14 protein-coding genes, 4 tRNA genes and 2 rRNA genes are annotated in these 25,911 nt (G+C 25.5%); 7 read left to right on the top strand and 13 right to left on the bottom strand.

The genetic code is table 11. The features are described from left to right. Positions 1-94 precede the first annotated feature (94 nt). The 13 genes from IPL75_15885 to IPL75_15825 all read right to left on the bottom strand — a co-directional run bounded on the left by IPL75_15885 (position 95) and on the right by IPL75_15825 (position 15,036). A complete protein-coding gene (locus IPL75_15885) occupies positions 95-409 on the bottom strand; it encodes a 30S ribosomal protein S12 (GenBank protein MBK9241687.1) in 315 nt (104 codons plus the stop codon). Between the two features lie 1,973 nt (positions 410-2,382). Then, positions 2,383-2,682 (bottom strand): hypothetical protein, encoded by a 300-nt coding sequence (locus IPL75_15880; GenBank protein ID MBK9241686.1) that lies wholly within the window; start codon positions 2,680-2,682, stop codon positions 2,383-2,385. Continuing rightward, positions 2,677-2,748 (bottom strand) — tRNA-Phe (locus IPL75_15875). Before IPL75_15875 ends, IPL75_15880 begins: the two co-directional genes overlap by 6 nt. Before the next feature lie 111 nt (positions 2,749-2,859). Continuing rightward, on the bottom strand, positions 2,860-2,964 hold the full coding sequence (locus IPL75_15870) for an NADH-quinone oxidoreductase subunit H (protein MBK9241685.1): 105 nt from the start codon (positions 2,962-2,964) through the stop codon (positions 2,860-2,862). A 7-nt stretch (positions 2,965-2,971) separates the two neighbouring features. Then, positions 2,972-3,202, bottom strand: a complete 231-nt coding sequence (locus IPL75_15865) for a hypothetical protein (protein MBK9241684.1) — start codon at positions 3,200-3,202, stop codon at positions 2,972-2,974. Between the two features lie 1,880 nt (positions 3,203-5,082). After that, the gene (ndhC, locus tag IPL75_15860) at positions 5,083-5,325 is read right to left on the bottom strand and encodes an NADH-quinone oxidoreductase subunit A (GenBank protein ID MBK9241683.1); all 243 of its coding nucleotides are present in this window, start codon (positions 5,323-5,325) and stop codon (positions 5,083-5,085) included. Positions 5,326-8,907: 3,582 nt separating this feature from the next. Further along, the gene (locus tag IPL75_15855) at positions 8,908-9,108 is read right to left on the bottom strand and encodes a hypothetical protein (GenBank protein ID MBK9241682.1); all 201 of its coding nucleotides are present in this window, start codon (positions 9,106-9,108) and stop codon (positions 8,908-8,910) included. A gap of 48 nt (positions 9,109-9,156) precedes the next feature. Further along, positions 9,157-9,297 (bottom strand): hypothetical protein, encoded by a 141-nt coding sequence (locus IPL75_15850; GenBank protein ID MBK9241681.1) that lies wholly within the window; start codon positions 9,295-9,297, stop codon positions 9,157-9,159. 1,887 nt (positions 9,298-11,184) lie between these two features. Further along, positions 11,185-11,264, bottom strand: a tRNA-Leu gene (locus IPL75_15845). A gap of 331 nt (positions 11,265-11,595) precedes the next feature. Then, positions 11,596-11,675: transfer RNA gene (locus IPL75_15840), tRNA-Tyr, on the bottom strand. A gap of 108 nt (positions 11,676-11,783) precedes the next feature. Beyond that, positions 11,784-13,960, bottom strand: a 23S ribosomal RNA gene (locus tag IPL75_15835). A gap of 361 nt (positions 13,961-14,321) precedes the next feature. After that, a tRNA-Glu gene (locus IPL75_15830) sits at positions 14,322-14,393 on the bottom strand. A 283-nt stretch (positions 14,394-14,676) separates the two neighbouring features. After that, a complete protein-coding gene (locus tag IPL75_15825; protein MBK9241680.1) occupies positions 14,677-15,036 on the bottom strand; it encodes an uL14 family ribosomal protein in 360 nt (119 codons plus the stop codon). A 2,860-nt stretch (positions 15,037-17,896) separates the two neighbouring features. Between IPL75_15825 and IPL75_15820 the strand changes: the two genes are divergently transcribed. The 7 genes from IPL75_15820 (at position 17,897) to IPL75_15790 (ending at position 25,100) form a co-directional block, all read left to right on the top strand. Beyond that, positions 17,897-18,223 (top strand): hypothetical protein, encoded by a 327-nt coding sequence (locus tag IPL75_15820; protein MBK9241679.1) that lies wholly within the window; start codon positions 17,897-17,899, stop codon positions 18,221-18,223. A gap of 2,550 nt (positions 18,224-20,773) precedes the next feature. Beyond that, positions 20,774-20,890 (top strand): hypothetical protein, encoded by a 117-nt coding sequence (locus IPL75_15815; GenBank protein ID MBK9241678.1) that lies wholly within the window; start codon positions 20,774-20,776, stop codon positions 20,888-20,890. Positions 20,891-20,998: 108 nt separating this feature from the next. Further along, positions 20,999-21,229, top strand: coding sequence for a hypothetical protein (locus tag IPL75_15810; protein MBK9241677.1), 231 nt, complete (start codon positions 20,999-21,001; stop codon positions 21,227-21,229). Positions 21,230-21,238: 9 nt separating this feature from the next. After that, entirely contained in the window at positions 21,239-21,736 is a 498-nt protein-coding gene (locus IPL75_15805) for a hypothetical protein (GenBank protein ID MBK9241676.1), read from the top strand. 763 nt (positions 21,737-22,499) lie between these two features. Further along, entirely contained in the window at positions 22,500-22,988 is a 489-nt protein-coding gene (locus tag IPL75_15800; GenBank protein ID MBK9241675.1) for a hypothetical protein, read from the top strand. Positions 22,989-23,321: 333 nt separating this feature from the next. Further along, entirely contained in the window at positions 23,322-23,495 is a 174-nt protein-coding gene (locus IPL75_15795; protein ID MBK9241674.1) for a hypothetical protein, read from the top strand. Between the two features lie 116 nt (positions 23,496-23,611). After that, positions 23,612-25,100, top strand: a 16S ribosomal RNA gene (locus IPL75_15790). Positions 25,101-25,911 lie beyond the last annotated feature (811 nt).

Below are 25,911 nucleotides of genomic sequence, written 5' to 3'. Positions count from 1 at the left end.
AGAAGATCTATTTATGGTGTTAAACAAATACCAGAATTAAAAACACACGTAAGAAGAAGATATAGAAATGTAGAATAGTAGTTTATATAAACTACTATTCTACATTTCTATATCTTCTTCTTACGTGTGTTTTTAATTCTGGTATTTGTTTAACACCATAAATAGATCTTCTTCTTCTTTTAGAAAAAAGTGGGGAAAAATCATAAACACCTCTTATACATGTATAATTAACGACTGGTAAGTCTCTAGCTCCTGTACCGTGTATTAAAACTCTAGAGTGTCTTCTTAAATTATGTCCTTTTCCTGGAATATGCGCTAAAGCTTTTTTTCTAGAAGATAACTTTAGTTTAACAACGGGTCTTCGAGCTGAATTTGGTTTTCTAGGTGTACAAATTCTTAAACGTAACACTATTCCTTTTCTGTGTGGAGATTGTGCTAATTTTGGTCTTTTTCACTTGTAATAATAAACATTAGTTAATCATCTAACACTTTGGTTTCTTGTACTCAAAGACTACGTTATCATTTTGATCATGTAAAATTATCAAGGCTTGTTACTTTATTAGAATGTGCTGTTTTTATTTTTTGGTCAGAATAATATATTACAAAAATAATTCTACCCAGAATTATTCAAGATTCTAGCTGTACTACAAACCACTCTTCTAAGAAATGATAAGGTACAATTAAAAAATCAAAAATTAATATTCTCAAATCAAGATAATCATGATCTAAACAATCACTATAACAAGAAAACTCATAGTGTAAATTTTTAATAAAAAGGGTTGTATTATTTAAATAAATATTATCAATATAGTATCTATCTAGTGTTTTTAAACCGGAAATATCAACTGTTTCTAAATGCGTTACTAATAACTCTATATAATTCTCTACTTTAAAAAAAATATAATAGTATAGAAACTTATAGTATTTAAGTATTACTTGTGTAACAAACTCATAATCAAATTTTGTTGTAATAGAATAAATTGAAATATCTAAATTCATAATAAAAATAAGTAATCACTGGGGGTTAACTAAATAGTTAAAATGTCTTTTTGTTACTTCTAAATCAGGTTTAAAGGTTCCGATTTTTTTTTCATATTTTTTTTCGCATTTAATAACAAATATAAATAATTCGGAAAAGAAGTTATTAAATACATATAAATAATTACGAAAAAAGTAATTAATAACTATACTATTTTTTAATCAATTATAAAAAACAATATAATTATTTGAGTATTTTGCTTTTTTTTTTAAACAAAGTTTTAAATTATTTAATTTTATTTTAACTTTATTTATTATATTTTTTAGTAACAATTTTATCTTTTTTTTTTTTTTGATCTAAAAAAAAATGGTTTTCTAGTTTTTGAAAACATCCCTAATTTATAATTTATACAATAAATTGATGAATCAAAAAACACTTTAAATCTTCCTTGATATACAACTCTTCTTTCTTTATAATTAAGCCTATTGACGGTCATATATCTATCATTATTTTGTAAATACTCAAAACTACTGTTGATAGTTTTATAAAAAGAACATATATCTTTTTCTGTATGATAAACAGATTTTCAACTTGATCGTGACATTTATTTATCTTAAATAAACTACTAATAGTATATATTTATTTTTATATTGATATATATAATGATTTAGTAGTATTTTTTTATTAATGGCGTTTTCATTATTAGTTATGTAATAGTATTTGTAAATAAATTGACTAATCTGTTGTGTTTTTTTTTTTTAATCACTTTGTTTTGAATTTGAATTTATTATTTTTAAAAATAAATTGTATTAAAACTTTTAAAAAGATAAATGATTTAATACTTGCTCACCGTTCTTTATTGTATAATAGTGAACTTTCTCAAGACATAGTCGTATTAATTTTTTCTAAACGAGGTAAACTTATTTGTCCCAGTTAAATTATTTATAAAATAAACAAATATTACAACCTACTACACCAGTAATTGTAATAATTACATATGTTTTATAGTTTATTCTTAAACTTTTATTTGTAAGGCTACCTAAACCATACTTTACAAAAAATTTTGTTTTCCTAACACTACCTTTTTTTCCTAACTTTCCTTTAAAAAATAAAGTAAAACCTTTTAAGGAGTTTTTTTTTTCTTTGTTTATAAATAATGTTTTAAAAAAAGCCCCAACTAAATAAAAATAACGTTTGTGTCTTTTAAGATTTGCCTTAAAAAGTATTCTTTGTATAAGAAATATTACCCCTTGTGGATCTTTTAATTTATAAAGTTGTAAAAATCAAGTTAATGTTTTTTTTTTTTTACCGTATAAAATACCAAAAAATTTTTTTTTATAAAATTTATATCACAATTTATTTAAAAAATCTCTATTAACAGTTTTTATTATATTTACAAAACGTCAAGATAAATTAATATTTAAATAATAGTATGTTAAATTTTTTAAATAAATATTTAATAACCAACTGTCGTTTATACGCTTGTATTGATTTAAATAAGCATCTAATATTAAAGCTTTAGAAATAATATTTAAATCATAATTAGAAATTTCTATTTTATTTAATTTTTTATTTGTTGAAATAACTAACATGTTAGGTTGAAAACAATAGTTGTAATTTTTCTTATTTAGTAATTTTTTTATATTATAGTCTGTTATTAGCAAAAGCATTTGTAATCTAACTTTATTATTTTTCAATGCCAACAAAAGGATTTGAACCTCTGACCTTTGGATTTTCAGTCCAACGCTCTACCACTGAGCTATGCTAGCGCACGGAGAAAAACAATAAATATTACTGTAAACAGTTCTATACTATACAAAAAAATAAAATAAAAAAACTAACTCTAAAATAAAAAATAAATAAATAAATAACATAATTTTTCAATTATAATGTACAAGTTGATCAATTCTATATCTCGGTAGTGTTCCTCTTACTAATATAGCAATACTGACTAAAAAAATAGTTTTTAATAAAAGGTTTAACAAATAATTATTATAATAATGTGTATACTAAACCAGCAATTAAAAATGATAAAAATACAAATGTTTCAATTAAAGCGAAAGCCATTAAAGCTGTATTAAATAAATTTTCTGATTCTTCAGGGTTTTTTGCAGAACCTGTGATGTATCCTGCGAATAAAATTCCTGTTCCTAAAGCAGCTCCTGCTAAAGTGATCATTACACTAGCGATTACTAACATTTTTGCAGCAGTAATAATTAACATAGGTATATTTAATAATTTATTTTTATAAATTTCTAAGTAAATGTAATTTATAAATTTGATTTTTAAAATTAGTAATTATATGATTTTGAGGGGTAGCAAAAAAAAAATTATTAAAACCAACAATTAAAGGAAGGTGTCTTTTTACATCTTTGACATTTACAATTCGTAAAGAAGTATTTAACCATTTTCATACAAACAATATTCTTCTTTCAGGTTTAATAAAAAAAACTCTATGAGTATAAAAAAATTTTTTTTTTTTTTTTTTTGCAGTAATACGAACATTAAATAGTGAGTTAATTTGTGTTGCTCTTCAAAGTAATAAAAACTCAAAATTTCTTATTGAATTTTGATTAATAAATAGTTTTGAAAAATAATTTTTTTGAGCTGCTGTTAACCTATATATTCTATATTTATTATCTACATTGTTTAAAAAATTTGCTCTTAATAATTTAATATAAAATTCTGATAAATTTTTATAAGATCTTAAATAATTACTTCTTATTACTAATCTATTACTTAACGAATTAGTGATAGATATTTTATATTTTAAAAAAGATAGTGGTTTTTTATAACAAATTTTTAAACAGTAATTTTTTCTTACTAAAGCTAAGTTAGCACAAGTATATAAATAGTGTGTGTTGTTTAATAAACCTTTTATCATAAAATTAAACCGATAAAAATAAAATCATAAGACTTCATGTATTTATTGTACTAAAAGCTAAAAATTGATAAAAAGTATACGTTCTTAACCCATTAGTTAACAAAAGTAAATTAAAAAAAAGAATAAAACCTAGTAATTGTTGTTCATAAATTATAAATAGAGATCAAAAATGTACAAAAATAAAAAATAAAATTGCACTATTTAAGTAAAAAGTGTATAAAGAAAAAAAAATAATATAAAAAGATGAGATATGTTTGTATACTTCAAATTTTAATATATGAAAACCTGCAATACCTAATTTAAAAAAAAAACCAATAAATAATAAAAATCAACTTAATCCTGAAACATTATTAGACAATTGAGCTATTTCGTTAAAGTCTAAGGTACCTATCTCCGAACATATTTTTAAAAAAGCTAAAAATAAAAAAATTAAAGTAAAAAAAGATAACCATAGGTAAGAGTTTAACATATTTTTTAGTTTAATAAACGATCTAATTTCGGGGGAAGCTTGTTCTAAAAAAAAAAAATAATATAAAACACCTATAAATTCTAATAATAATAGTAATGTTATTAAATTATCAATTAAAAGTAAACTAGTCAATCCAACGTAAAATCATAAAGCTAGGTTATGAATTAAATTTAATTGATTGTTAAAATATCTATAATTTTTTACTAATTTAATAAAAATAATATTAGTTACTAGAAAGAAATAAAAAATAAAAAATAAAATATTGTGATAACCTAATCAGAAATTATCTAATGTTTTAAAAGAATTTACTATTATAAATTGAGATGTCATAAAATAATTTACTTCTGAAGAATTTAATATTAGAATATTTGGAACAGTTTTTGGGTTATAAAAAAATTTTTTTGTATTGTAAAAAAAATTACTAACTAATTTTATTACAAAATATAAAGACAGGATTAGTAAACAGTTATAAAAAGTATAATTAAATATTAAAATACCACCCATTAATTAAATTTTTTTAGTTGTTTATAAGAATATACAAACGTAAACTGAAAATGATAAAAAACTCCACGATTTAAAAGTAAATAGTTATAATATTTATATATATGATCTAGGCTATGATGATTAAGTTTATTTTTTTTTATTAATTTTTCTTTTAAGTAAGTTGTTTTATATGTAAAACCAAACAAAGCGTTATACTTGTCAGTCAAGAGCGTTATAACAATAATCAAAAAGTAAAGTAATAAAAAGTCATGTTATAAAGAAAAAAAATGTTATAAAAATTTCTAAACTAAACGCTAAGGTATTTAAACCAAAAGGTATTAATATTAAAAACTCACCATCATACAATAATAAAAAGAGTATTAACATGCTGTAGTTTATTTCATAATTTACACTTTTATAAGAGTAATTTTTAAAACCACATTCATAAAAATTTAATTTATAACTATAATACCTGTTTGAGTAAAAAATTTTAGAAACAAAAGTTAAAATTCAAAATATAAATGAAAAAAATAAAGCATTAATTATTAATTGTATAAATATTATACCGACCATTAAAAAATAAATAAAAATCTGTTTCTATACTTATTCTACTTGTAACGATATCGTTATTTAACTTTTGTTTATAAATTAAATTTAAAATATTAAAAGTTACTTGTGGGTTATTTATGTATACTCAACTTGTAGGTTGTTGTGTGTTTAAAATTCATTTTTTTCGATAAATGCTATTAAAAAATACTATAATTTGTTTACCAGCTTTAAAGTGTTTAGGTGCTCTTACAAACATTAAATGTGTATTTTGATTTCTTCTTAATGTATGTTTTCCAAAAAAATAATGTCTTGAGGTAAGAAGTTTTCTTGAGCTTTTTGAATAAAACTTATAAGAAACAGTAATAATAGCTTTTTTACTAAAAATTAAATTCAAAGTCTACTGTTTAACAACACCTATAAATTTTAAACGATATCTGTGTCTCGCTGCTATATGAACACGTCTAACTCAAAAAGGAGAGTATAATTTAAACTCAACAAAACTTTTATAAGAATATAATTTTACAGCAATCCTTACCAGTTTGCCAACACCTGCACCCATTCTAGAATTAGTTGATTTACTACTTAATATTATATTTGGTGTTAAAAAAAATCATATTTTTCTAAATCTAAATCTAGTATGTCCTTTTAAATATTTACGTCTCATCATTTTTTTAAAACCTCTTATGTACACTAATTCAAATCTTTGTGGTTTTAAACTAAACAAACCAGAGGTTCCCATTTTAAATTTAAACTTTCGTTTAACAATTGTTTGTGTACGTTTTTTGAAAATATGATTTCTTTGCATTAATAATTGTATATCCAAAGCCTACATATTAAACCAGGTTTTGTATTTATTTAGATACGATTTTAAGTGTACTTATTAAAAAAAACATTAAAAGTATATAGTTTCAGTAAGATACAAAAACAAAAAACAAAAAAGATAATTTTTTAAAGCTAAAAACATTTAAATTTACTAAAAAAAATTTAGTTAAATAATAATTTTTAAAAAAAAAAAAATTATAAAAATTATTATAATTATTAAAAAAAAAAAATATATTATGCGTGTTGAATGTGTTTGTTTTAAAAAAAAACATTGAAATGTTATTTTCTTTATATTTTAGAAAAACAACAAAAAGAGAAACTATTAAAATGTGTTGTGTTATGATTTTTTTACAATACAGATGAAAATATTTTTTAATAGTATATATAAAAAGGGGGGTAAAAATAATTAAATTGGTATAAAGTAACATAAATAAGTAAAGTATATTCAATTTAATTTTACTAAAATAAAAAAAAATAATATTTATTAAAAAAATATTGTTTATAACTTTAACATTAAAAAAGTTATGTCTAGTTTTAATAAAACCCACTCTAAATATTATTAAGTATAAAATTATTATTAAAAATAAAAATAAAAATATATAATAATTTTTGAATAAAAAACTGCAATGTATATAGGCTAATGATAATAATATAATAAATAGTAATACTAATTCAATTGGGTCGTTTAGCCAAAAAAAACCTCACGAAGAGTTTCCAGTACTCCAAAAACCCCCGAAAAACATTGCACACAAACTGATAAATAAAATAGTTAGTAACTTAGTATAAAATAGCTTGTTAGTTTTACAAAAAATATTAATAGTAAGTATAAATAAACTAAGATAAAAAAACAACGGGTGTATGTTTACTAACCCGTATATTAGATTTAAATCTATATTACTTCATTTTTTTAAAACAAAAATATAATTAAAAAAAACAATAAAATAAACAGTAATATAACTGTAAGTTAAAAAATTTATATAATAGACAACACACAAAACTAAAAATATATTATACTTAGTATGATTTAAAGAATTAATAATTATAAACAAGTAATTATTTATAAAATAACATAACAACAATTTAATATAAATGAAGAATTCTAAAAAGTATAGCAACGTCCACTATAACATCAAAAGTAATAAATTTAGCGCTAACTCTAGTCCTCCAAATATTAATAGAAAAAAAGAAAAAGATAATAAAAAACTAATATTATAAAAACTTGCTATAATTATGGTTAAAAAAAAAACAATTAAAATAACAATTTCTGATATTAGTAATAAACTAATTAAATTTTTATTATAAAAAATAAAACTTAATAATGAACAGCTTAAAAAAAAAGAAAAAATATGCATTCAATGTAACATCTTATTATTGTATAAATTCTCTACAGCTAAGCTATAACTAGTTGTTTTATAATCATCATTATCAATAGACAACGTTGTATAATCTGTTAATAAACGTCTTCCATCTTTTAAATTTAAAAAATTTATCTCATTTAATTCACTTAATTCTCTTTCTACTCACGTAAAACTTGGGTATATAGTGCTTATAGATAAAAAATTTATAGTATCATAGTTTTTATCAAAAGAGAAAATTAATCTGTAATAATTATTAGTAAAATAAGAAGAAAACCCTGTAATAATATTACGATTTTCTGAATTTTTATAAAAACACATATCTACTGGAAAATACACGTCGTTGTACTTTAACTTTAATAATAATGTAAATTTATAAAAATAATTATAATCAAAAGTAAATGTAAAAAAATTTTGAGCTTCCACATTAGTTGTAAAAAATTTAACCATATAATTGTTGTTATTTTTTCTTTTTTTATTACTTAAGACTATATAAACTAAAGAGTCAACAGGTATATTACCAGGTCAAAATTCTATTTCTGTTTTGTCTTCAAAAATTTTATAAGCTTTTTTTAAAAATTTATCATAAAAGTAGTTGTTTAATTTGTATAGTTTAATTTTTTGTCTTTTATCTAACTTAGAATAAAGTTTAAAAGTACTACCCATTAAATAAATAAATAAAAATTTTTATTAAAATAAAATACTATGAAATTTATTTTAATATTTAATCAAAAAGTACTAATAAAAAATAAAAAAAATAAAATAATAACACTAAAGTTTTTACTAAAATTAATATTTTTACTAAAAAATAAGTAAAAAGCATACAATAAAAATAAAAATAAAAATAAAAATAAAAATAAAATAAACAATATAATGTGAAATTTTATTATAATGTTTATAATATATTTATAAAAATTAACTACTCAATAAAATAGGAACATATTAAACTATAAAAAATATTAGTAAAGAAGAAATTATAAAAAGATAAAAGTAAAAAGTTGAAAAGTTTTTTTTTAATAATCTTAAGCTCATTATATAACTATTTACTGAATTTAGAACTGAAAGAAATAACCTAACCATAAAATTAAAACATAAATATAAATAATTGTAAAAATGTTAAAATAAATATAAAAATAATAGCTACCATTATATCTTTTTTAAATATAAGTTTACTATTCTTAATACTCGGTTGTCCGTAAATAATACTAAACCAAATTCTAGCAAATCCAATAATACCAAAAAAACTTACTAAAAAAAAGAAAATACAACCTAAAAAATAAAAATTAATAGTTAGAATATTCAGTAACTCATATTCTATATAAAATTTGATAAAAACTGGAAAACCTCTAAAAACTAAAATAGCAAATCATATAATATTATGTAACATTGGTGATAACCTAGCTGCGCCGGAAATAGATGTTAAATTTCTGGTACTAAATTGTTTTTGAACCTGGTCTATTAAAAAAAATAAGAAACCTGATAAAATACCATGTACTAATAAAAACATATTTAAAATGATATAATTGTTATTTCCTAATAAGATAAAAAACAAAAAAATTAAATTCATTTCTTGTATAGTTGCAAATGCAATTAGTCTTTTTATATCAGTTACAGATCACATTCTAAAAGATGCATCTAAAGCCCCCACAAAAATAAAACAAAGTGCTATATTTTTTAGTTGAGGAGTGACAAACATTTGATAAAAGTAAGTTAAACAAAAAAAAGCTGTTTTTACTAAAAACCCACTAAGAAATATAGAAAAACCTGTAGGAGCTTCTACGTGAACTTTTGTTAATCAGTAATGAAAAGGTCATATAGGTATTTTAACTCCAAAACCAAAAAAAAATAAAAAAAATAAAACATTTTTTTCATCATTTGAATACTTAAACTTTAATAAAAAAGAGATATCTAACGATTTTGTAATTGTGTACAAATAAGCGGTTCCTCCTAATACAGCTAAAGAACCTGTCATTGTTCATAATAATAAATATAAAATAGTTTTTTCAACTTTATCTGAGTATCCAAACTTATAAACAAAAAATAAAGATGGTAAAAATATTAATTCAAAGAATAAAATTACAGAAAGAACATTAGAAGTCGATACCATTCCAATAGTACAAACAATAAACACTAAAAAATACATAACAAAAAAAAGATTGTTTAATAGGTATCTTTCTCCTAAATAAATTCAACTTATAGTTGTTATGAATAAAGCTAAGCATATAAGAGTATCACCAAAGAAAAAAAAATTAACTTGATGAAAATTCAAACCATAACCAGGTACATTAACAGCACCATATTTAAAGATTAAGTATAGTTTAAAAAAGTATAATATAAAAATAATAATAACAACAGTGAAGAAATATCTAAATATAATATTTAACTTATTTAATAATTTTTTTCACAAATGAGTAGAAAAAACAACTAAAAATAAACAAAAATGAATAAAAAAAAAAAACATTACGAAATAGTTTAACAGGGATGCCGACAGTAAAAATACCTCTAAATAAGTTGGATTGATAATACCGACCATTTAATTATTAAAGAATAACCGCATATAATATCTGAAAAAGATCTTGAAAGTAAAAAGGTGCAATAAAGTTTAAAAGAATATAAAATAATAAAAAATAAACAAAATAATATCTTTTTGTTCAATCACTACCAAAATGACTATAAATTTCAAGGTCTTCTGAATGTTTTATTCTTCTAAAAGAAGCAGCATAGCGATACTCCTCAGCGGTCATAACATTTCATTTTTTAAAAAATTGTAAATAAAAAAAGATAGAAACTAATAAATTTAGAAATAAAAACAATATTCCATAAAAATATTTTATATAGGGTGCGTTAGTAAAAAAACAATATTTTATATAGAAAACTACTGAAGGTACAATACCTATAAATTGTAAAATTATTGCATAAATTACATATTTTGGTAAATATTGTCTAACCATATTTTGATAAATAATTTTTGGCGAATTGCTAGAAATTTGAAAAATAATTTTAAAAGCATAAAACGCACCAAAAAGAGCAAATAATGACGAATAATATATAATGACTAAAAAAAAAGTATAAACTGACCATTAATAAATACAATAAATAATATAATTTAATAAAAATTAAATTTAGTAAATAGTAACGCATAATAAAAAAATTAATAAAGCTATTAAAAAACTTATACTTGAGGCACTGAATTTTTTTTGAAAAAATTCCATTACTTTAAATAAAAAATTTGTAAATTTTTCTAATTTTAAAAAATTATACTCAATAAAATACTTTTCTGAAAAAATAACATTAGAAAATAAATATAACTTATATAAAATATTATAAGCTGTTTTTTTTATTATAAAATCTAACAACATTCCTGATTTTAAAAATCTATAAAAGTCTTTACTAAAAAAAAATGAAAACATCTTATTACGCTAATAAAAATAAACCGAAAGCTATTAAAGTTTCAATATAAGGAATAAATCAAAAAAAATTAGTGTTAAAAGTTAAACCATAAAAAACAAAAAATACTCCGTATATAACTATAATATTTATATACAAAGCAAAATAAAAAATAACTCTTGCTAATTGTCTGTTTCTTGAATATCTACTTTTATTAAAGATTCTATTTTTTCTTAAAACAAAAAAATTAGTCAAATGCTTATAGCTGGAGTCGAACCAACACCCTTTCGGATACGATTTTAAGTCGTACGCGTATACCAATTTCGCCATACAAGCTAAGCCGCGGCTAGGAATCGAACCTAGCGAATCTGTGGGTTATGAGCCCGGATTGGACCTCCGCGCAGCAAAACATCAACGTTTTTAGACTATTACTAATATTGCCCATCTTTCCAGATAGTTTTATGTTGAGTGTACTGCTTTTATTCAATCGTCTTTACTATTGATCTCAGTTGATTTTTATATTAATATTTACTTAAATAATTTAATTCAATATTTTTTTTTGATTAATGTATTTATTACATTTATAACTGACAAACATACATAAGTTAAATCAAAGTTTAGGTTATAGGCATCCATCTGACGCATTTTTAATACTGACTTTTTTTTTTGGAATGAGTTGGATTCGAACCAACGACGGTCACCCAACAGATTTACAGTCTGTCGCTTTAACCACTCAGCCATCATCCCGCATAGGTCTATTATAAATAGTTTTGTATTTAAAATACAATTATAAGTTTACACTTTTTAAATCAGTTATTTTAGGCCTGATACTTAATTATCTCCATTAATCGCTTAATGTTTAATAATCTTACGAAAAATTTCGTATTTATAGTTGTAGTCTACAACTCGCCTATTTAAAAAAAAAATTACTAAGTTCCCACATTAACGTGTGGTTACATTAAAAAGCTTAGCTTTTCAGCTTACATAAGTGCTTTATATAACTGATAACAATTGGCTTTCTGTCCTCGGTCCTCTCGTACTGAAGTAAAAATAATTTTTTTTTTAAGGTGTACAGTAGATAGGGACCAAACTGTCTCACGACGTTTTAAACCCAGCTCACGTACCATTTTATTCGGCGAACAGCCGAACCCTTGGCAGCGTATGCTCCACCAGGATATGATGAGCCGACATCGAGGTGCCAAACAATCTCTTCGATAAGGCCTCTAAGAGAATATCAGCCTGTTATCCCTAGCGTACCTTTTATCCGTTGAACGATTTTCTCTGCTTTATAAAAAATCGGGTCATTATAACAGACATAGTCCTTAGCTTACTTGTTAGTAAACTAATCTAGCTTAAGTTTTTTATTCTGCCTTCTCTGCTTGTTGCATAACTTAAACCAATATTCACCTTCGTTACACTTTGGAAGGTTGCCGCCCCAGCCAAACTGTCTTTCAAACATTCTAAAACATTGTTTATATTTTAGTTATCTTTCTTTAAAAATTAAAGTAGTTTTCCAATTATATTATATTACTACATACCTATTTTAAAGCTTAAAAAAAAAAAATATTAGATAACAGTAAAGGTGCATAGGGTCTCTCCGTCTAGCTGTACATTAACGCATCTTCACGTCTAATTCAAGTTCATAGAGATAATACTAGAGACAGTGGGGCAGTCGTTACACCATTCGTGCAGGACGGAACTTACCCGTCAAGGGATTTTGCTACCTTAGGACTGTCAGGGTTACAGCCGCCGTTTACTGGGACTTATATTACTGCTTTCACAGTAAACTTCATCTTGCAGCACCGGGCAGGTGTCAGACTTTATACATCATATTTCTATTTAGCAAAGTCTTATGTTTTTAATAAACAGTCGCTACCCCCTCTTAGATCATACTTCTAATTAGTTCTCTTTATCCCGAAGTTACAGAGAAATTTTGCCGAGTTCCTTTAGTATTATTCACTCTTTCATCTTAATTTACTCAATCAATTTACCTGTGTTGGTATTTGTACGGTTTAATTTAAGTTTTTTTCCAGTTTTTATAACTTTGTTAATTAAATATTCGCATAACTACATTACAATATAAAACTTAACACACATCACTTTTAATGTTGATTAAAAGCTTAGTTGCCGAATTTTATACAGTCAGATTATCTTTACTGTAAAACCATGTAAATATTCGATGTATTTTTTTTTCAAAAATAGTCTATTACTCATGTTAGCATAATTGATAGTTATCTCTCCAACAAATTTGACAATTTATCTTCTGTGAGTTAAACCACACTCCACTACCTTATAATACTGTTTCAGTTTAAATCATTTTGACTTTAATTTTTAGGCATAGATTCCAGGTTTACAAAACCCACAATTAGTCCTTGAACTTTTACGCTTTCTTTAAAGGATGGCTGTTTCCAAGCCTACCTATTTACTAAAAAATTGCTACACCTTTTTCACTAGATTTAATTAGTCACTTTAACATGTACTCTGGGCTGTTTCCCTCTCGACCTAAGACCTTAGCGCCATAAGTCTGCTTAATTTTTTAAAACTATCCAATTCAGACATTAATAAAATACAGTATCTTACTAGAGAATTACCTGAATAATTTCTTAAAAATCACTCTACTTAAATAGATTTCGTGGAGAACCAGCTATAACCAAGCTTGATAAGCCTTTCACCCCTAACAACAAATCATCCCAAAATTTTGCAACATTTACGAGTTCAGTCTAATACTTGTTCATTGTTAGATCGCCTGGTTTCGGGTCTATTATTACAAACTAAATTATTTTCACTACGCTCTCGCTCGCTTGCAATAATAACTCGCTAACCCATTATACAAAAGGTACAATAACACACTAATATAAAACAATGTTTACTTAATTACATTAATAATTAACTCATATACGCATTATTTGATTTTTGCGTCAAATTTCAGATCTCATGGATATTCAAAGCATGGCGACCTTTCCCTCGCGGTACTCTTCGCTATCAAACCTAAAGAAAATTAGCAGAAGTTTAACAACTTCATTCAACTTAACGCTTACTTATAAAAAATTAATAAATAAAGTTAACAAATTGTCGATAAAAATTATAAATAAAGTTAATAAATTTGCAAGAAGATATGTGAACTCTATCACCAGGATTACAAACCCCCCACAAATAAACTAATAAACTATTTTGTTTATATTTATATGAATAAGAAACATTTACTCTAGGTTTTTTAAAAAAAGTTTGAAAAACTTTAGCTAAAGATCAAACAACATTACTTATTTTTTTTATTTGTTTACTTTTTTTGTTTTTGTTTCTCTTTGGATTATTTAGTGTTGTAAAGTATACTATTTGTAAAAAATTAAAATTATTAAGTATACGTTATTTAAAAATAATTAGTTTTTAAATAATTGCTTTAGCCGGGATTTGAACCCGGGTTAGCAGGTTGAAAGCCTGCTGTCCTAACCACTAGACGACTAAAGCTTTTTTTATAATAAAATTAAAGTGCTAATTAATATTAAAAAAAATACAAAAACGATAACAACAACTTTTAAACTTAATTTATTATTTTTAAAAAATTTAATAGTTAAGTTTTTAGTCGGTAAAAAAGCATGTAGATAAAGTGTATGGTTATATCAAAAAGATAATGAATTTTTTAAAAAAAAAATATTGTTATTGTAATTTTTTGAAGGTCTAAATTTAACATTACTAAAAAGTTTACTAAAGAAAGACAAATATTATATAAAACAATTTAATATTTATATAATTAAAATATATAACGAAATGCTATTCTAAATTTTCTTATTTTTAAAACTTTTGAAGTAGGTCCATAAAGTTCTTTACCCATAGTATTCATTCGTTTTTTTAATAAAACTAGACTATTAACTGCATATTGATAGTACATCCCCCCGTTTTTTGTATAATAACTCTGAGATCTAATCACGATAGCTCTTACTCTACGTTTACGTCTTTTATTTAATTTAACTTTTGTATTTCTCAAAACTACTCGTAAAAACTTTCCAATACCAGCATGACGTCGTGTACTGCACCTACGAGTCTGTATAACTTTTACTAATAAAATACCACTAGAATCGCTAGGTATACTAAAACTATTTTTTTGAAACATTTTATAATAATTATAACTGAAAAGTTCTTAATTGACTCTTAAACAACGCTTGTTTAGTCATTTGTTGTTTTCTTAGTATGTGAACTGTTTTTTTTTTTTTCTTAGTGACGCTTTGTGTTTTTTTTAAAGTTAAATAAAAACAAATAAAAAAAATACTAATAAGACTAAGAATAAGAGTTAAGTAAAAAACAGTAATTGAGTAATCTAAAAAAAAAAATTTAAACATAACATGAAAATCTGAACTTATAACGCTGTGTTTTAATCAATATAATGAGTAATAAGTATAATAAAAATTTGAATAATCATCGCCTAACAAAAGTGTATAGAAAAAAAATGAAAAAATGAAAAAAGGTATTTTAAATTTTTGTAAAATACTATTATTATTGTCAGAAAATTTAAAAGTTAATCAAACTAGTAAAAAAAGTAAAATAACTAGTAGCTCTGTTAGTAAAAGTAAACAAGTTCACCCATCTCATGAATAATAAAAACCTCACACTGATAAAAAAAATAAAAAAAATAAAAAAAAAATAAATTTTTTTCTAAAAACGTAAATAGATAAAGCATATCATAAGTTAAAAAGAATCCCTGTGAATATTAAAAAGTCTACAGAGTTTAGATATATTAAATTTTTTGTTAAACTGAAAAAGTAATTAGTGGTTTCTGACATTAATGTAAACATCTTAGTTCTTTACGTTACGTTATTTATAAGACTATATAGAATATAGTTATTGCAGGGTTGTTGACAACTTTATTTTAGTTATAAGGTATTATTTTTAGTGGTTATACTCTTATTAACCCCCAACCCCCTTTTTTTTTTAAATGCCCTAAAAGCCTCGCATTTCTATGTCTCAGCAGTCAAAACCCTTGTCTTTTTTTCATCTTTCCCCTTTTTCGATTTTGTTCTTTCGGGCTTGTACGACTTTGTTCCTATATGTCAGAAAATTCAAGTTTTCTCTCTCCCGGCCTAATGTTACGTTGAGACCCCTAAAATGGGGGAAAATCGTGATTTTAAATGCCCCAAAAGCCTCGCATTTCTATGTCTCAGCAGTCAAAACCCTTGTCTTTTTTTCATCTTTCCCTTTTTTCGATTTTGTTCTTTCGGGCTTGTACGACTTTGTTCCTATATGTCAGAAAATTCAAGTTTTCTCTCTCCGGGCCTAATGTTACGTTGAGACCCCTAAAATGGGGGAAAATCGTGATTTTAAATGCCCTAAAAGCCTCGCATTTCTATGTCTCAGCAGTCAAAACCCTTGTCTTTTTTTTCATCTTTCCCTTTTTTCGATTTTGTTCTTTCGGGCTTGTACGACTTTGTTCCTATATGTCAGAAAATTCAAGTTTTCTCTCCGGGCCTAATGTTACGTTGAGACCCCTAAAATGGGGGAAAATCGTGATTTTAAATGCCCCAAAAGCCTCGCATCTCTATGTCTCAGCAGTCAAAACCCTTGTCTTTTTTTCATCTTTCCCTTTTTTCGATTTTGTTCTTTCGGGCTTGTACGACTTTGTTCCTATATGTCAGAAAATTCAAGTTTTCTCTCTCCGGGCCTAATGTTACGTTGAGACCCCTAAAATGGGGGAAAATCGTGATTTTAAATGCCCCAAAAGCCTCGCATTTCTATGTCTCAGCAGTCAAAACCCTTGTCTTTTTTTCATCTTTCCCTTTTTTCGATTTTGTTCTTTCTGGCTTGCACGACTTTGTTCCTATATGTCAGAAAATTCAAGTTTTCTCTCTCCCGGCCTAATGTTACGATTTTCCCCCATTTTAGGGGTCTCAACGTAACATTAGGCCGGGAGAGAGAAAACTTGAATTTTCTGACATATAGGAACAAAGTCGTGCAAGCCCGAAAGAACAAAATCGAAAAAAGAGAAGGGTGAAAAAAAAGACAAGGGTTTTGACTACTGAGACATAGAAATGCGAGGCTTTTGGGGCATTTAAAATCACGATTTTCCCCCATTTTAGGGGTCTCAACGTAACATTAGGCCCGGAGAGAGAAAACTTGAATTTTCTGACATATAGGAACAAAGTCGTGCAAGCCCGAAAGAACAAAATCGAAAAAAGAGAAAGATGAAAAAAAGACAGGGGTTTTGACTACTGAGACATAGAAATGCGAGGCTTTTGGGACGTTTAAAATCACGATTTTCCCCCATTTTAGGGGTCTCAACGTAACATTAGGCCCGGAGAGAGAAAACTTGAATTTTCTGACATATAGGAACAAAGTCGTACAAGCCCGAAAGAACAAAATCGAAAAAGAGAAAGATGAAAAAAGACAAGGGTTTTGACTACTGAGACTAGAAATGCGAGGCTTTTGGGGCATTTAAAATCACGATTTTCCCCCATTTTAGGGGTCTCAACGTAACATTAGGCCGGGAGAGAGAAAACTTGAATTTTCTGACATATAGGAACAAAGTCGTACAAGCCCGAAAGAACAAAATCGAAAAAAGAGAAAGATGAAAAAAAGACAAGGGTTTTGACTACTGAGACATAGAAATGCGAGGCTTTTGGGACGTTTAAAATCACGATTTTCCCCCATTTTAGGGGTCTCAACGTAACATTAGGCCCGGAGAGAGAACTTGAATTTTCTGACATATAGGAACAAAGTCGTACAAGCCCGAAAGAACAAAATCGAAAAAAGGGAAAGATGAAAAAAAGACAAGGGTTTTGACTACTGAGACATAGAAATGCGAGGCTTTTGAAACATTTAAAATCAAAGTTTTCTTCACTTTATATATACAGATTCCTGATAGTTAAAAAATCAGCTATAAATTTTAACTTAAATTAGTAATTTATAATTATAAAATTATAAACCCCTATAATTTTATATAAAGTGCTTGTGGGGTTATAAAGATTAAACAGCTATAGTGCATGAAACTACGTTTAACTCGCTTTTTAGTAAAATATTTTAATCAACTTTCTGTCGCAGTTCACGAATTACCTTCTTTAATAGGTTTTTTTATTTTTATGATTATATATAATCAGTTAGTATCCGGTACTATGTTAGCGTTTTCTTTATCAACAGAGCCTATGAATATACCGTTAGCTAGAGAAGAAGAGGATAGTGAAAATTTATATACAGATGATTTCTTTTATTTACACGAAAGAGGAGTCGATCTTTTAGTAATTTTTATTTTTGCTCACTTATTTAGAAAAATTTATATACATTGTCTTGATTTAGAACAAGAATACGCTTGAAAAACTGGAGTAATATTATTTTTAATGACTCAGGTAGTTATTTTTACAGGTTTGGTTTTATGTTGTACTCACCTCAGTGATATCACTTTAACAATTGCAGTAAATGCTTTTCATACTTTTTGTTTTTTTATTGGTAAATTATATTGACTGTTTGCCCCTGATCAAACTTTAAATTGTGATACTATACTAAGACTAGCGTACGCGCATTATGTCTCTGCTTTTATGTTAGCCTTTTTTAGTTTAAGACACGGTGTAGATATGCATTATGATTGAAAAGCTGAAAATTCTTGAGAAGGAGTTAGTCTAGAATTAAATTGATATGATGAAGTACTTATTAATGAATTAGGTCATTTTTTAAATGCACTATTTATCGTAGGGCTACTTTGTCTATACCTATATATGGAACCTGAAACTTTAAGTTATGAGTTATTTATGTGAGGTGATATTGGTATGTCAACGGATGTTCGTTTTTTAGGAGTTGCTCCACACTGATATTTTAGACCTTATATGAATTGATTAATTACATGTCCATACCACTACACTGGTTTGATCGGTTTAGTGCTTTTTTTTATCGCTTTTTATTTTCAACCAAATATTTTAGCTATGGGGGAAGTTCCAGGATATAACAGCTCTAACGGGGTAGCTCTTCCATTATTAGCTATGACAACTAGAGTTAAAATATTATCAAGAACAATAGTTTATTTAAAAAGAATTACAATTGATACTGACGTATTTTTTCAAATAACATATACAATTTTTTTAATAAGTATTTTATATACATTCTCATACTTACCTTTTGGTAAATTTTTTAATAGAATTGGTGGAAATATTGCTTCATTATTATACTTTGTTTATATATTTATATACATGAGCACTAATTTTTTAAGAAATCCTCAATTTTATAGATTATTTTTAAGTTGTGCTTTAATTAAATGGTTAGTTTAACATTATATGACAATTTTTTAGTTAATAGTTATCAAAACGCGTTAGATGTATCTTTATATACATTAAACTATACGTATAGTACTTATGTAAGCAAACTAAATTCAATTTATAATATTTCTTATTATGTTAATTTTTTTTTTAAAATTTTTTTTTTTTTAAATATATTTTACTTTATTTTTTTTTATTCATATAAATTAGTAAACAATGTAGCGGGTAATCAAGATTTGTTTTCTACAGTATTTGATTACTTTAGTGAAACTGAAGAAGAGGTGGGTAGTTTAGATGACATGCTTGTTTACAGTTTAATTTACCTGACAATCGCTGTTAGTTTTTTGTTAACAGTTTTTTTTGTTTTTTTTTTTAAAACTAGTACATTTTTAATTATCTTATTTAATTTTATCTTATTAACTCCTGCTTTAGTACCTACTTTTGTTATTAAGAGTTATGGTTGAGGTTTTTTACAATACCTTAGGGGAGTAACAAGAACATCTAGTATGATGTTTGAAGGATTTTTAGATTTAGTATCAACAGTTAGTATGTATTTAAGATTTTTTATACAAAATATTAGATTTTTTTTTATTTTTTTAGCTTTTTTTGAGTGTTATGAGTTTATATACTTAACATTATTAAGAGATTTTTCTTTTTTAAATATATTAGCTTTAGACTTTAACCTGACTAATTATAGTTTGTTTTTTACTGAGTTTAGTGAAGGTTTGGTATTCACTTTGTTAATTAAGTTAGCCTTAATATTGTACTATGTAGGACACCTAAGTATTGTTTTTGTTGCACAAATAGCTAATTATTTTGTTTTATCATTTTGATTATTTTTCTTTTTATACACAAGCTTTTCTTCTGAAAAGGGAGAATCATATTTTTTAACAAGAAGAACAATTTAATTTTTTGTTACTACGTAATTGTTCTATTACAAAGTATCTTGTTAGTAAAAGAAAAGTTTTTGTTAAAAAAATATTAATAAAAGATTTAAAAAAAGTTAGTAAAAACCCACGTAACACATTATTTTTAAAAAAAAGCTTTAAAATCAGATTTATGAGAATTATATAAGCCAGTGTAATATATTTGACGATTAACATCATTAGTTTCTTAGAAAATCAGTTAATCTTTTTAGTATGTTTATATGTTGTAACTATCGTTTCTTTCTTTGTTATTAGAAAATACCTTACTGTTTTTCACATTATTTTTTTATACTCTTTTATTTTATTTATTATGTTTATATTTTTAATTTTTTTGTTTAACCACATAGTTTTACAAAATAATTTTATACACGTCAATTTAGTTAATAATACAACACTGATTGGTATAATAGATAGCACAGTGACTTTATCGCTAAATTGTTTAAGTTATTTTTTTTTTTTATTGGTAACAATAATAGGGTGCGCTACTAACATTTATGTTTTAAATTATTTTAGAGGCGAAGCAGACGAGGGTAAATTTGTATTTTGATTAAATAGTTTTATTATTAGTATGATAATGTTTGTTTTAAGTAACAACTTTTATACTTTATTTTTTGGCTGAGAAATGATAGGATTGACTTCTTTTTTTTTAATAAACTTTTGAAATGGAAGAAAAGCAACGTTGAAAGCTAGTATGAAAGCATTTACATTTAATTTAGTAAGTGATATTTTTTTTTTAATGGCTTTAATTTGTTTTTATTTAGTAACAGGAACTACTGATTGTGATGTTTTTATTTATTTAATTTTATGAGAAGGAATTGAACAAACTACGTACTTAGATATGGGAGTTATAGCCTTAACAATATGTAGTGGTATTAAGTCTGTTCAAATTATCGGTCATTTATGATTGCCTGATTCAATGGAAGCTCCTGTACCAGCTTCTGCTTTAATACACTCTGCTACTTTAGTTTCTGCTGGTATTTATTTAATTTGTAAATTTAATATAGTTTATATATATTTTGGTCATGTTAAATTTTTTTCTTATATAGGAGCCATTACAGCAGCTTACGGTGGTGTAGTAGCAGCTGCTCAAACTGATATGAAAAAACTATTAGCTTACTCAACAATGAGTCATAGTGGTTTTTTATGAATATTAGCAGTGAATGGTTATTTTGAAGTAACAGTTCTTTATTTATTTTTACATGGTTTATTTAAAGCATCAACTTTTTATTGCGCGGGTTCTTTTATCCGTTTTTATGGAACTCAGGATACCAGATTTATGGGTAATGGTGGCGCTTACTTATTGGGAGATTCGGCGTTGTTAATTTTATCAAGTGTTAATTTAGCAGGATTACCTTTTACAGTAGGGGTTGCGTATAAAAGTTTTTTTTTTAAAATATTATTGGGAGAAAATTTTGATTATTTAACCTTAGGTTTAATATTTATCGGATTACTATCTGGTATTGTTTATTTTTTTAGATTAGTTTATTATTCTGTGTTTGATTTTTATAAAGGAGTTAACAGCTGCCCTAGTATTATACTAAGCAACTCAGCTTACTTAACTCACGGATTTTTAAAAGTTGTAAAGTTTAATCACGTTTTAGCAGTTTTTTTACTTATTGGTTTTTCTGTAATAGTGTCTGTAGTTGGTCAATGAGCTATTCAAAGTAACGTATTAGGCTTATTTAATTCAAATAATTTTGTAATGTACATGTTAGATGATGAAGTAATAAACTCGCTTTATCAATCCTACTTTATTTACTTTTATTCTTTATACTTATTTGTATTTTTATGTTTAATAATTTTTTCTTGAAGAAGAAATTATTTTATTGTATATCTAAATGTTTTAATGGTTTATATTTTTGTAGGTTTGTGTTTTATTTTTTAATAAAATGTGAGGTCAAATCATGACAGAGGCAAATACCTTAACTAATTTTAACTATGGCTTTTCTACTTATAAATCAGACATACTTATTCACTTATCACAATGACAGTATTGATGATGATTTTGATTTTCTTTATTTTGATCGCTATATTTTTTTATAATTATGAGAGTAGTCAATAAAAATGTTTTTCACTTTAATCCAGTTATGAATACAAGTATTAGAGGTCACGGTAAATGAGGTGATTTTTTAGTAGCTTTAATCCCCTTAAGTTGATGCGGTAATATTTTAGTAAATTCAAATTTTATTCTAAGAATGATTGAATGACAAAATGAAAGTTCACTTTTTACTTTAAGAGTACAAGGTAAACAATGATATTGAGCTTATAAATTTGACGCTAGCGCGGCACAGAGTATTTTAGCAGCTCCTAAAAATATAGGTAATAATAGATGATTTGTATCTACACCTTTTGAATCTTATTGTGCTGATAGTTATTATCAAGCTTTACAGTTAGGAGCACAGTTAGAGTTTCAGGAGTTGTATTTTAAAAGATTAAAAGAATCTAAAGTTACGAAAACACTTACGGAAAGTGTAACTAATAGTTATGTATACTACGAACCAAAACTAAATATTAATAGTATAAATTTTAATTTTAAACAAAAAGAAGTTTTTAATAACTTCACCTTTAAAAACTTTTTTAAATTACCAGAAAACAATTCTACAAAAATATTAGATAAACTTAACGTAGATTACTATAAAGCTTTGATTGATACTTATAATGCAAAAAAAGTTCACAAAGGGTATAATAACAGCATTTTAGATAATACAATAAAATTTTCTTCAAACGTACTAGATTCTGTTAAGGTAGTACCTTTTACTTTTATAAAAGGAACACTTAACAAACATAATGTAGAATTATTATTAAATAGTACACAACCTCTTAAAAAAAATATCTTCCTTACTGCTAAATTTTTTTTAAATAATGGAGCTTTGGAACCTAAAACAAAGAAGGGTGAATTATTTTGAGGATTTAAACAAAAAAAATATAAAAGAATTCAAAAATTTAAATTTCAATCAAGAAATTATTATGATTCAATAACGCACGAAGTTTTACCATCTCCTGTAAAAAACAGTGCTCTTACTTTAAAATCAACATTATTAACACCTTTAAACCCAAATGAGGAGTATAATAGTGCATTTGATTATCACAGATCTGTAAAGTATAATAGACATAGAGGAGAATTAGTACCTGTTAACTTAGCAAGAAGACTTTTAAGAACAAAAAGAACACTTGTTTTACCAGCTCACGTTAATATAACTGTTATTACCAACTCATACGATGTTGTTCATTCTTGATTTATTCCAGGCTTAGGATTAAAATTAGATTGTGTTCCTGGAAGATCAACTCATCATACTTTTTATATTGATAATGTAGGTTTTTATTATGGACAATGCGCAGAAATTTGTGGAAGATATCACCATCACATGCCTATTAGACTATGTGCATTACCATTTGAGCAATTTTTAGTATGATGACAAAGAAGAGGTGTAAAACGTTTACACAGAGTAGGTATTATTTATGGTGAAAAAAAAATAGATAAAAACGAAATTAAATTTAGATATAACTGATAATTAAAGGTTGAGAATTTATTATTATAGGTGTGATCTTGGCTTGGAGTTAATGCTAGCTAAACGTCTAACACATGCAAGTTAAGGAGTATAATTAGTACTATTTATAGTAAGATTTTACTACTAGCGTCGAGGTGAGTATATATGTAAACGGCAATAATATAAAAAGTAAAACTTTGTAACTTATTTTAGTGAAATTTTATTTGAATAAATATAAATGTATATTAGGCCGGTGCGTAGGGGATTAGGTATTCGAGACATCGAGCCTGCGATCTCTAGTTGATTTGAGAGAAGGATCAACCACATGGGGTATGGAAACAACCCCGCCCTGTGGCAGCAGTGAAGAATATTAGGCAATGTGCGAAAGCATGACCTATCGATTTAGCGGAGGTGAAGAAGACGCGAGTCGTAAAACCTATACGTATGTGAGCATTTGAGGTTAAACATAAAAAGAAGTCATGGCAAATACAGGTGCCAGCAGCCGCGGTAATACCTGAGTGACTAGCATTATTCGGCATGATTGGGCGTAAAGGATACGTAGACGGGGTTAGTAAAAGGTTTACTAGATTCATAAAAGATGGAAAATCTTAATAAAAACCCTAGAGTAAATACAGAGAAGAGAAATTTTCTTAGATAACGATAAAATGTAAAGACCTAAGAATGTTTGCCATTGGTTAATGCGCTTTTCTTGTATTTTCTGACGTTGAGGTATGAAAGTAGGGATCATGAGCAGGATTAGAGACCCTGGTAACCCTTACTGTAAACTATGATTGTTAAAAGTTAACGCTAAACAGTCCGCCTGGTGAGTATAGTCGCAAGACTCAAAGTTAACAGAATTGGCGGGGATTAAAATGAATGGTGGAACATGTGGTTTAATGCGATAATCCACGTAGAATCTTACCAGTTTGTAATTAAATTAGAGTTTATATTAGTATAAATATAATTTATATAGGTATTGCATGGCTGTCGTCAGTTCGTGTTTTGAAATGTAAAGTTAAGTCTTCTAAACGAACGCAACCTACAATGCATTATAAATACTTTTATTACCACTTGTAGTAATTACTGTTGTGAAAGACAGTATGAGGTGTTTTACCCCTAAAACACTTTACTAGTAGTTATAGCATTGTCTTTTTTAAACATGTAGAATGGTTGCATATATTTATAGATGAATGGCCAGAGTCATAAAACTTTTAAGTAAGTTTTACTGTTCAGGATTCTATATACGTATGCATACATTATTTTGTAGCTGAAGTCAAGTCCTCACGGTCTTAGTAAACTGGGCAACACACGTGTTACAAAGATAAAAACAAAGAGTAACAAAAGAGCAATCTGAAGTGATCTCCAAAAATTATCCTAGTACGGAATCGTTTCTGAAACTTGAAGCGGTAAAGTTGAAATCATTAGTAGTCGTAAATGAGTATGTTACGATGAATTAATAAATTAGTCCTGCACACACCGCCCATCACACTCGAAGAGTTTATAGTCTAGTAAAGTCGTATAACCCTTTTACCATTTTTCCAATTATTTTAATAGCATTGTATGCAGCGTTCACAAGAAATTGTGGGTACAAACTAAAAAGTTTTGAGACTTGGGTACCACACTAGAGTCTTACATTAAAAAAAATTTGATAGTAAACAACAACTATAATTGTTTATTACTATTGAAACAATGATTGGAACTTCTGACTAGGTTATAGGTGATTTGAGTTAAGTTGACACAAGGTACCCGTAGAAGAATCTGTGGGTGGAATAAACAGAGGAACGCTTTATGGTTAGTTTAACATTTTATGATTTTTTTAGTAATATTTTTTTTTTTTTGACTTTATTAGTTGAAAATTGCATTTTTTTTTATATATGAATTGCAAGTATTTTTGTTTGATTTATGATTGATATTACAGTACTGTATGTTGATTATTTTAATAACAAACATAATTATGTAAACACAAATAACAACGTAGTTTTTTTATTTTTCATTAATAAATTTTTTAAAACAAAAAATGTAAAAACTAACTATTTAAAATTAGTATCCTTAATTCTTTAATATAAATTATGGAGAATAGTTTAGTGGTAAAACTTCAGTCTTCAAAACTGATGTCATAGGTTCGATTCCTGTTTCTCTAGTTTGTTAAAAAAAATACCATTTTTGTATTATTATTATAATTTATTATACTCATATGTTAGTCAATACAACCCCTTTATTTACGTACTTACTGTTTTATTCTTATTAGGCTTATCTTTAGGTATTATAGTATATATTTTTGATATAAAAATACATCACACATATTATGATAATAAAGTTAATAATTACTTAAAAAAATGAT

Source organism: Acidobacteriota bacterium, assembly GCA_016716905.1.
Lineage (GTDB): Bacteria > Acidobacteriota > Vicinamibacteria > Vicinamibacterales > SCN-69-37 > SYFT01.
The sequence above is the reverse complement of the archived record's forward strand: the minus strand, read 5'-3'. Positions and strand labels throughout refer to the sequence as shown.

Excerpts from the sequence above, each read along its gene's own strand:
- IPL75_15865 (MBK9241684.1), bottom strand. The coding sequence starts at position 3,202 with ATGTTAATTATTACTGCTGCAAAAATGTTAGTAATCGCTAGTGTAATG.
- IPL75_15855 (MBK9241682.1), bottom strand. The coding sequence starts at position 9,108 with ATGAATTTAATTTTTTTGTTTTTTATCTTATTAGGAAATAACAATTAT.
- IPL75_15825 (MBK9241680.1), bottom strand. The coding sequence starts at position 15,036 with ATGTTTCAAAAAAATAGTTTTAGTATACCTAGCGATTCTAGTGGTATT.
- IPL75_15820 (MBK9241679.1), top strand. The coding sequence starts at position 17,897 with ATGAAACTACGTTTAACTCGCTTTTTAGTAAAATATTTTAATCAACTT.
- IPL75_15815 (MBK9241678.1), top strand. The coding sequence starts at position 20,774 with ATGAAAGCATTTACATTTAATTTAGTAAGTGATATTTTTTTTTTAATG.
- IPL75_15810 (MBK9241677.1), top strand. The coding sequence starts at position 20,999 with ATGGAAGCTCCTGTACCAGCTTCTGCTTTAATACACTCTGCTACTTTA.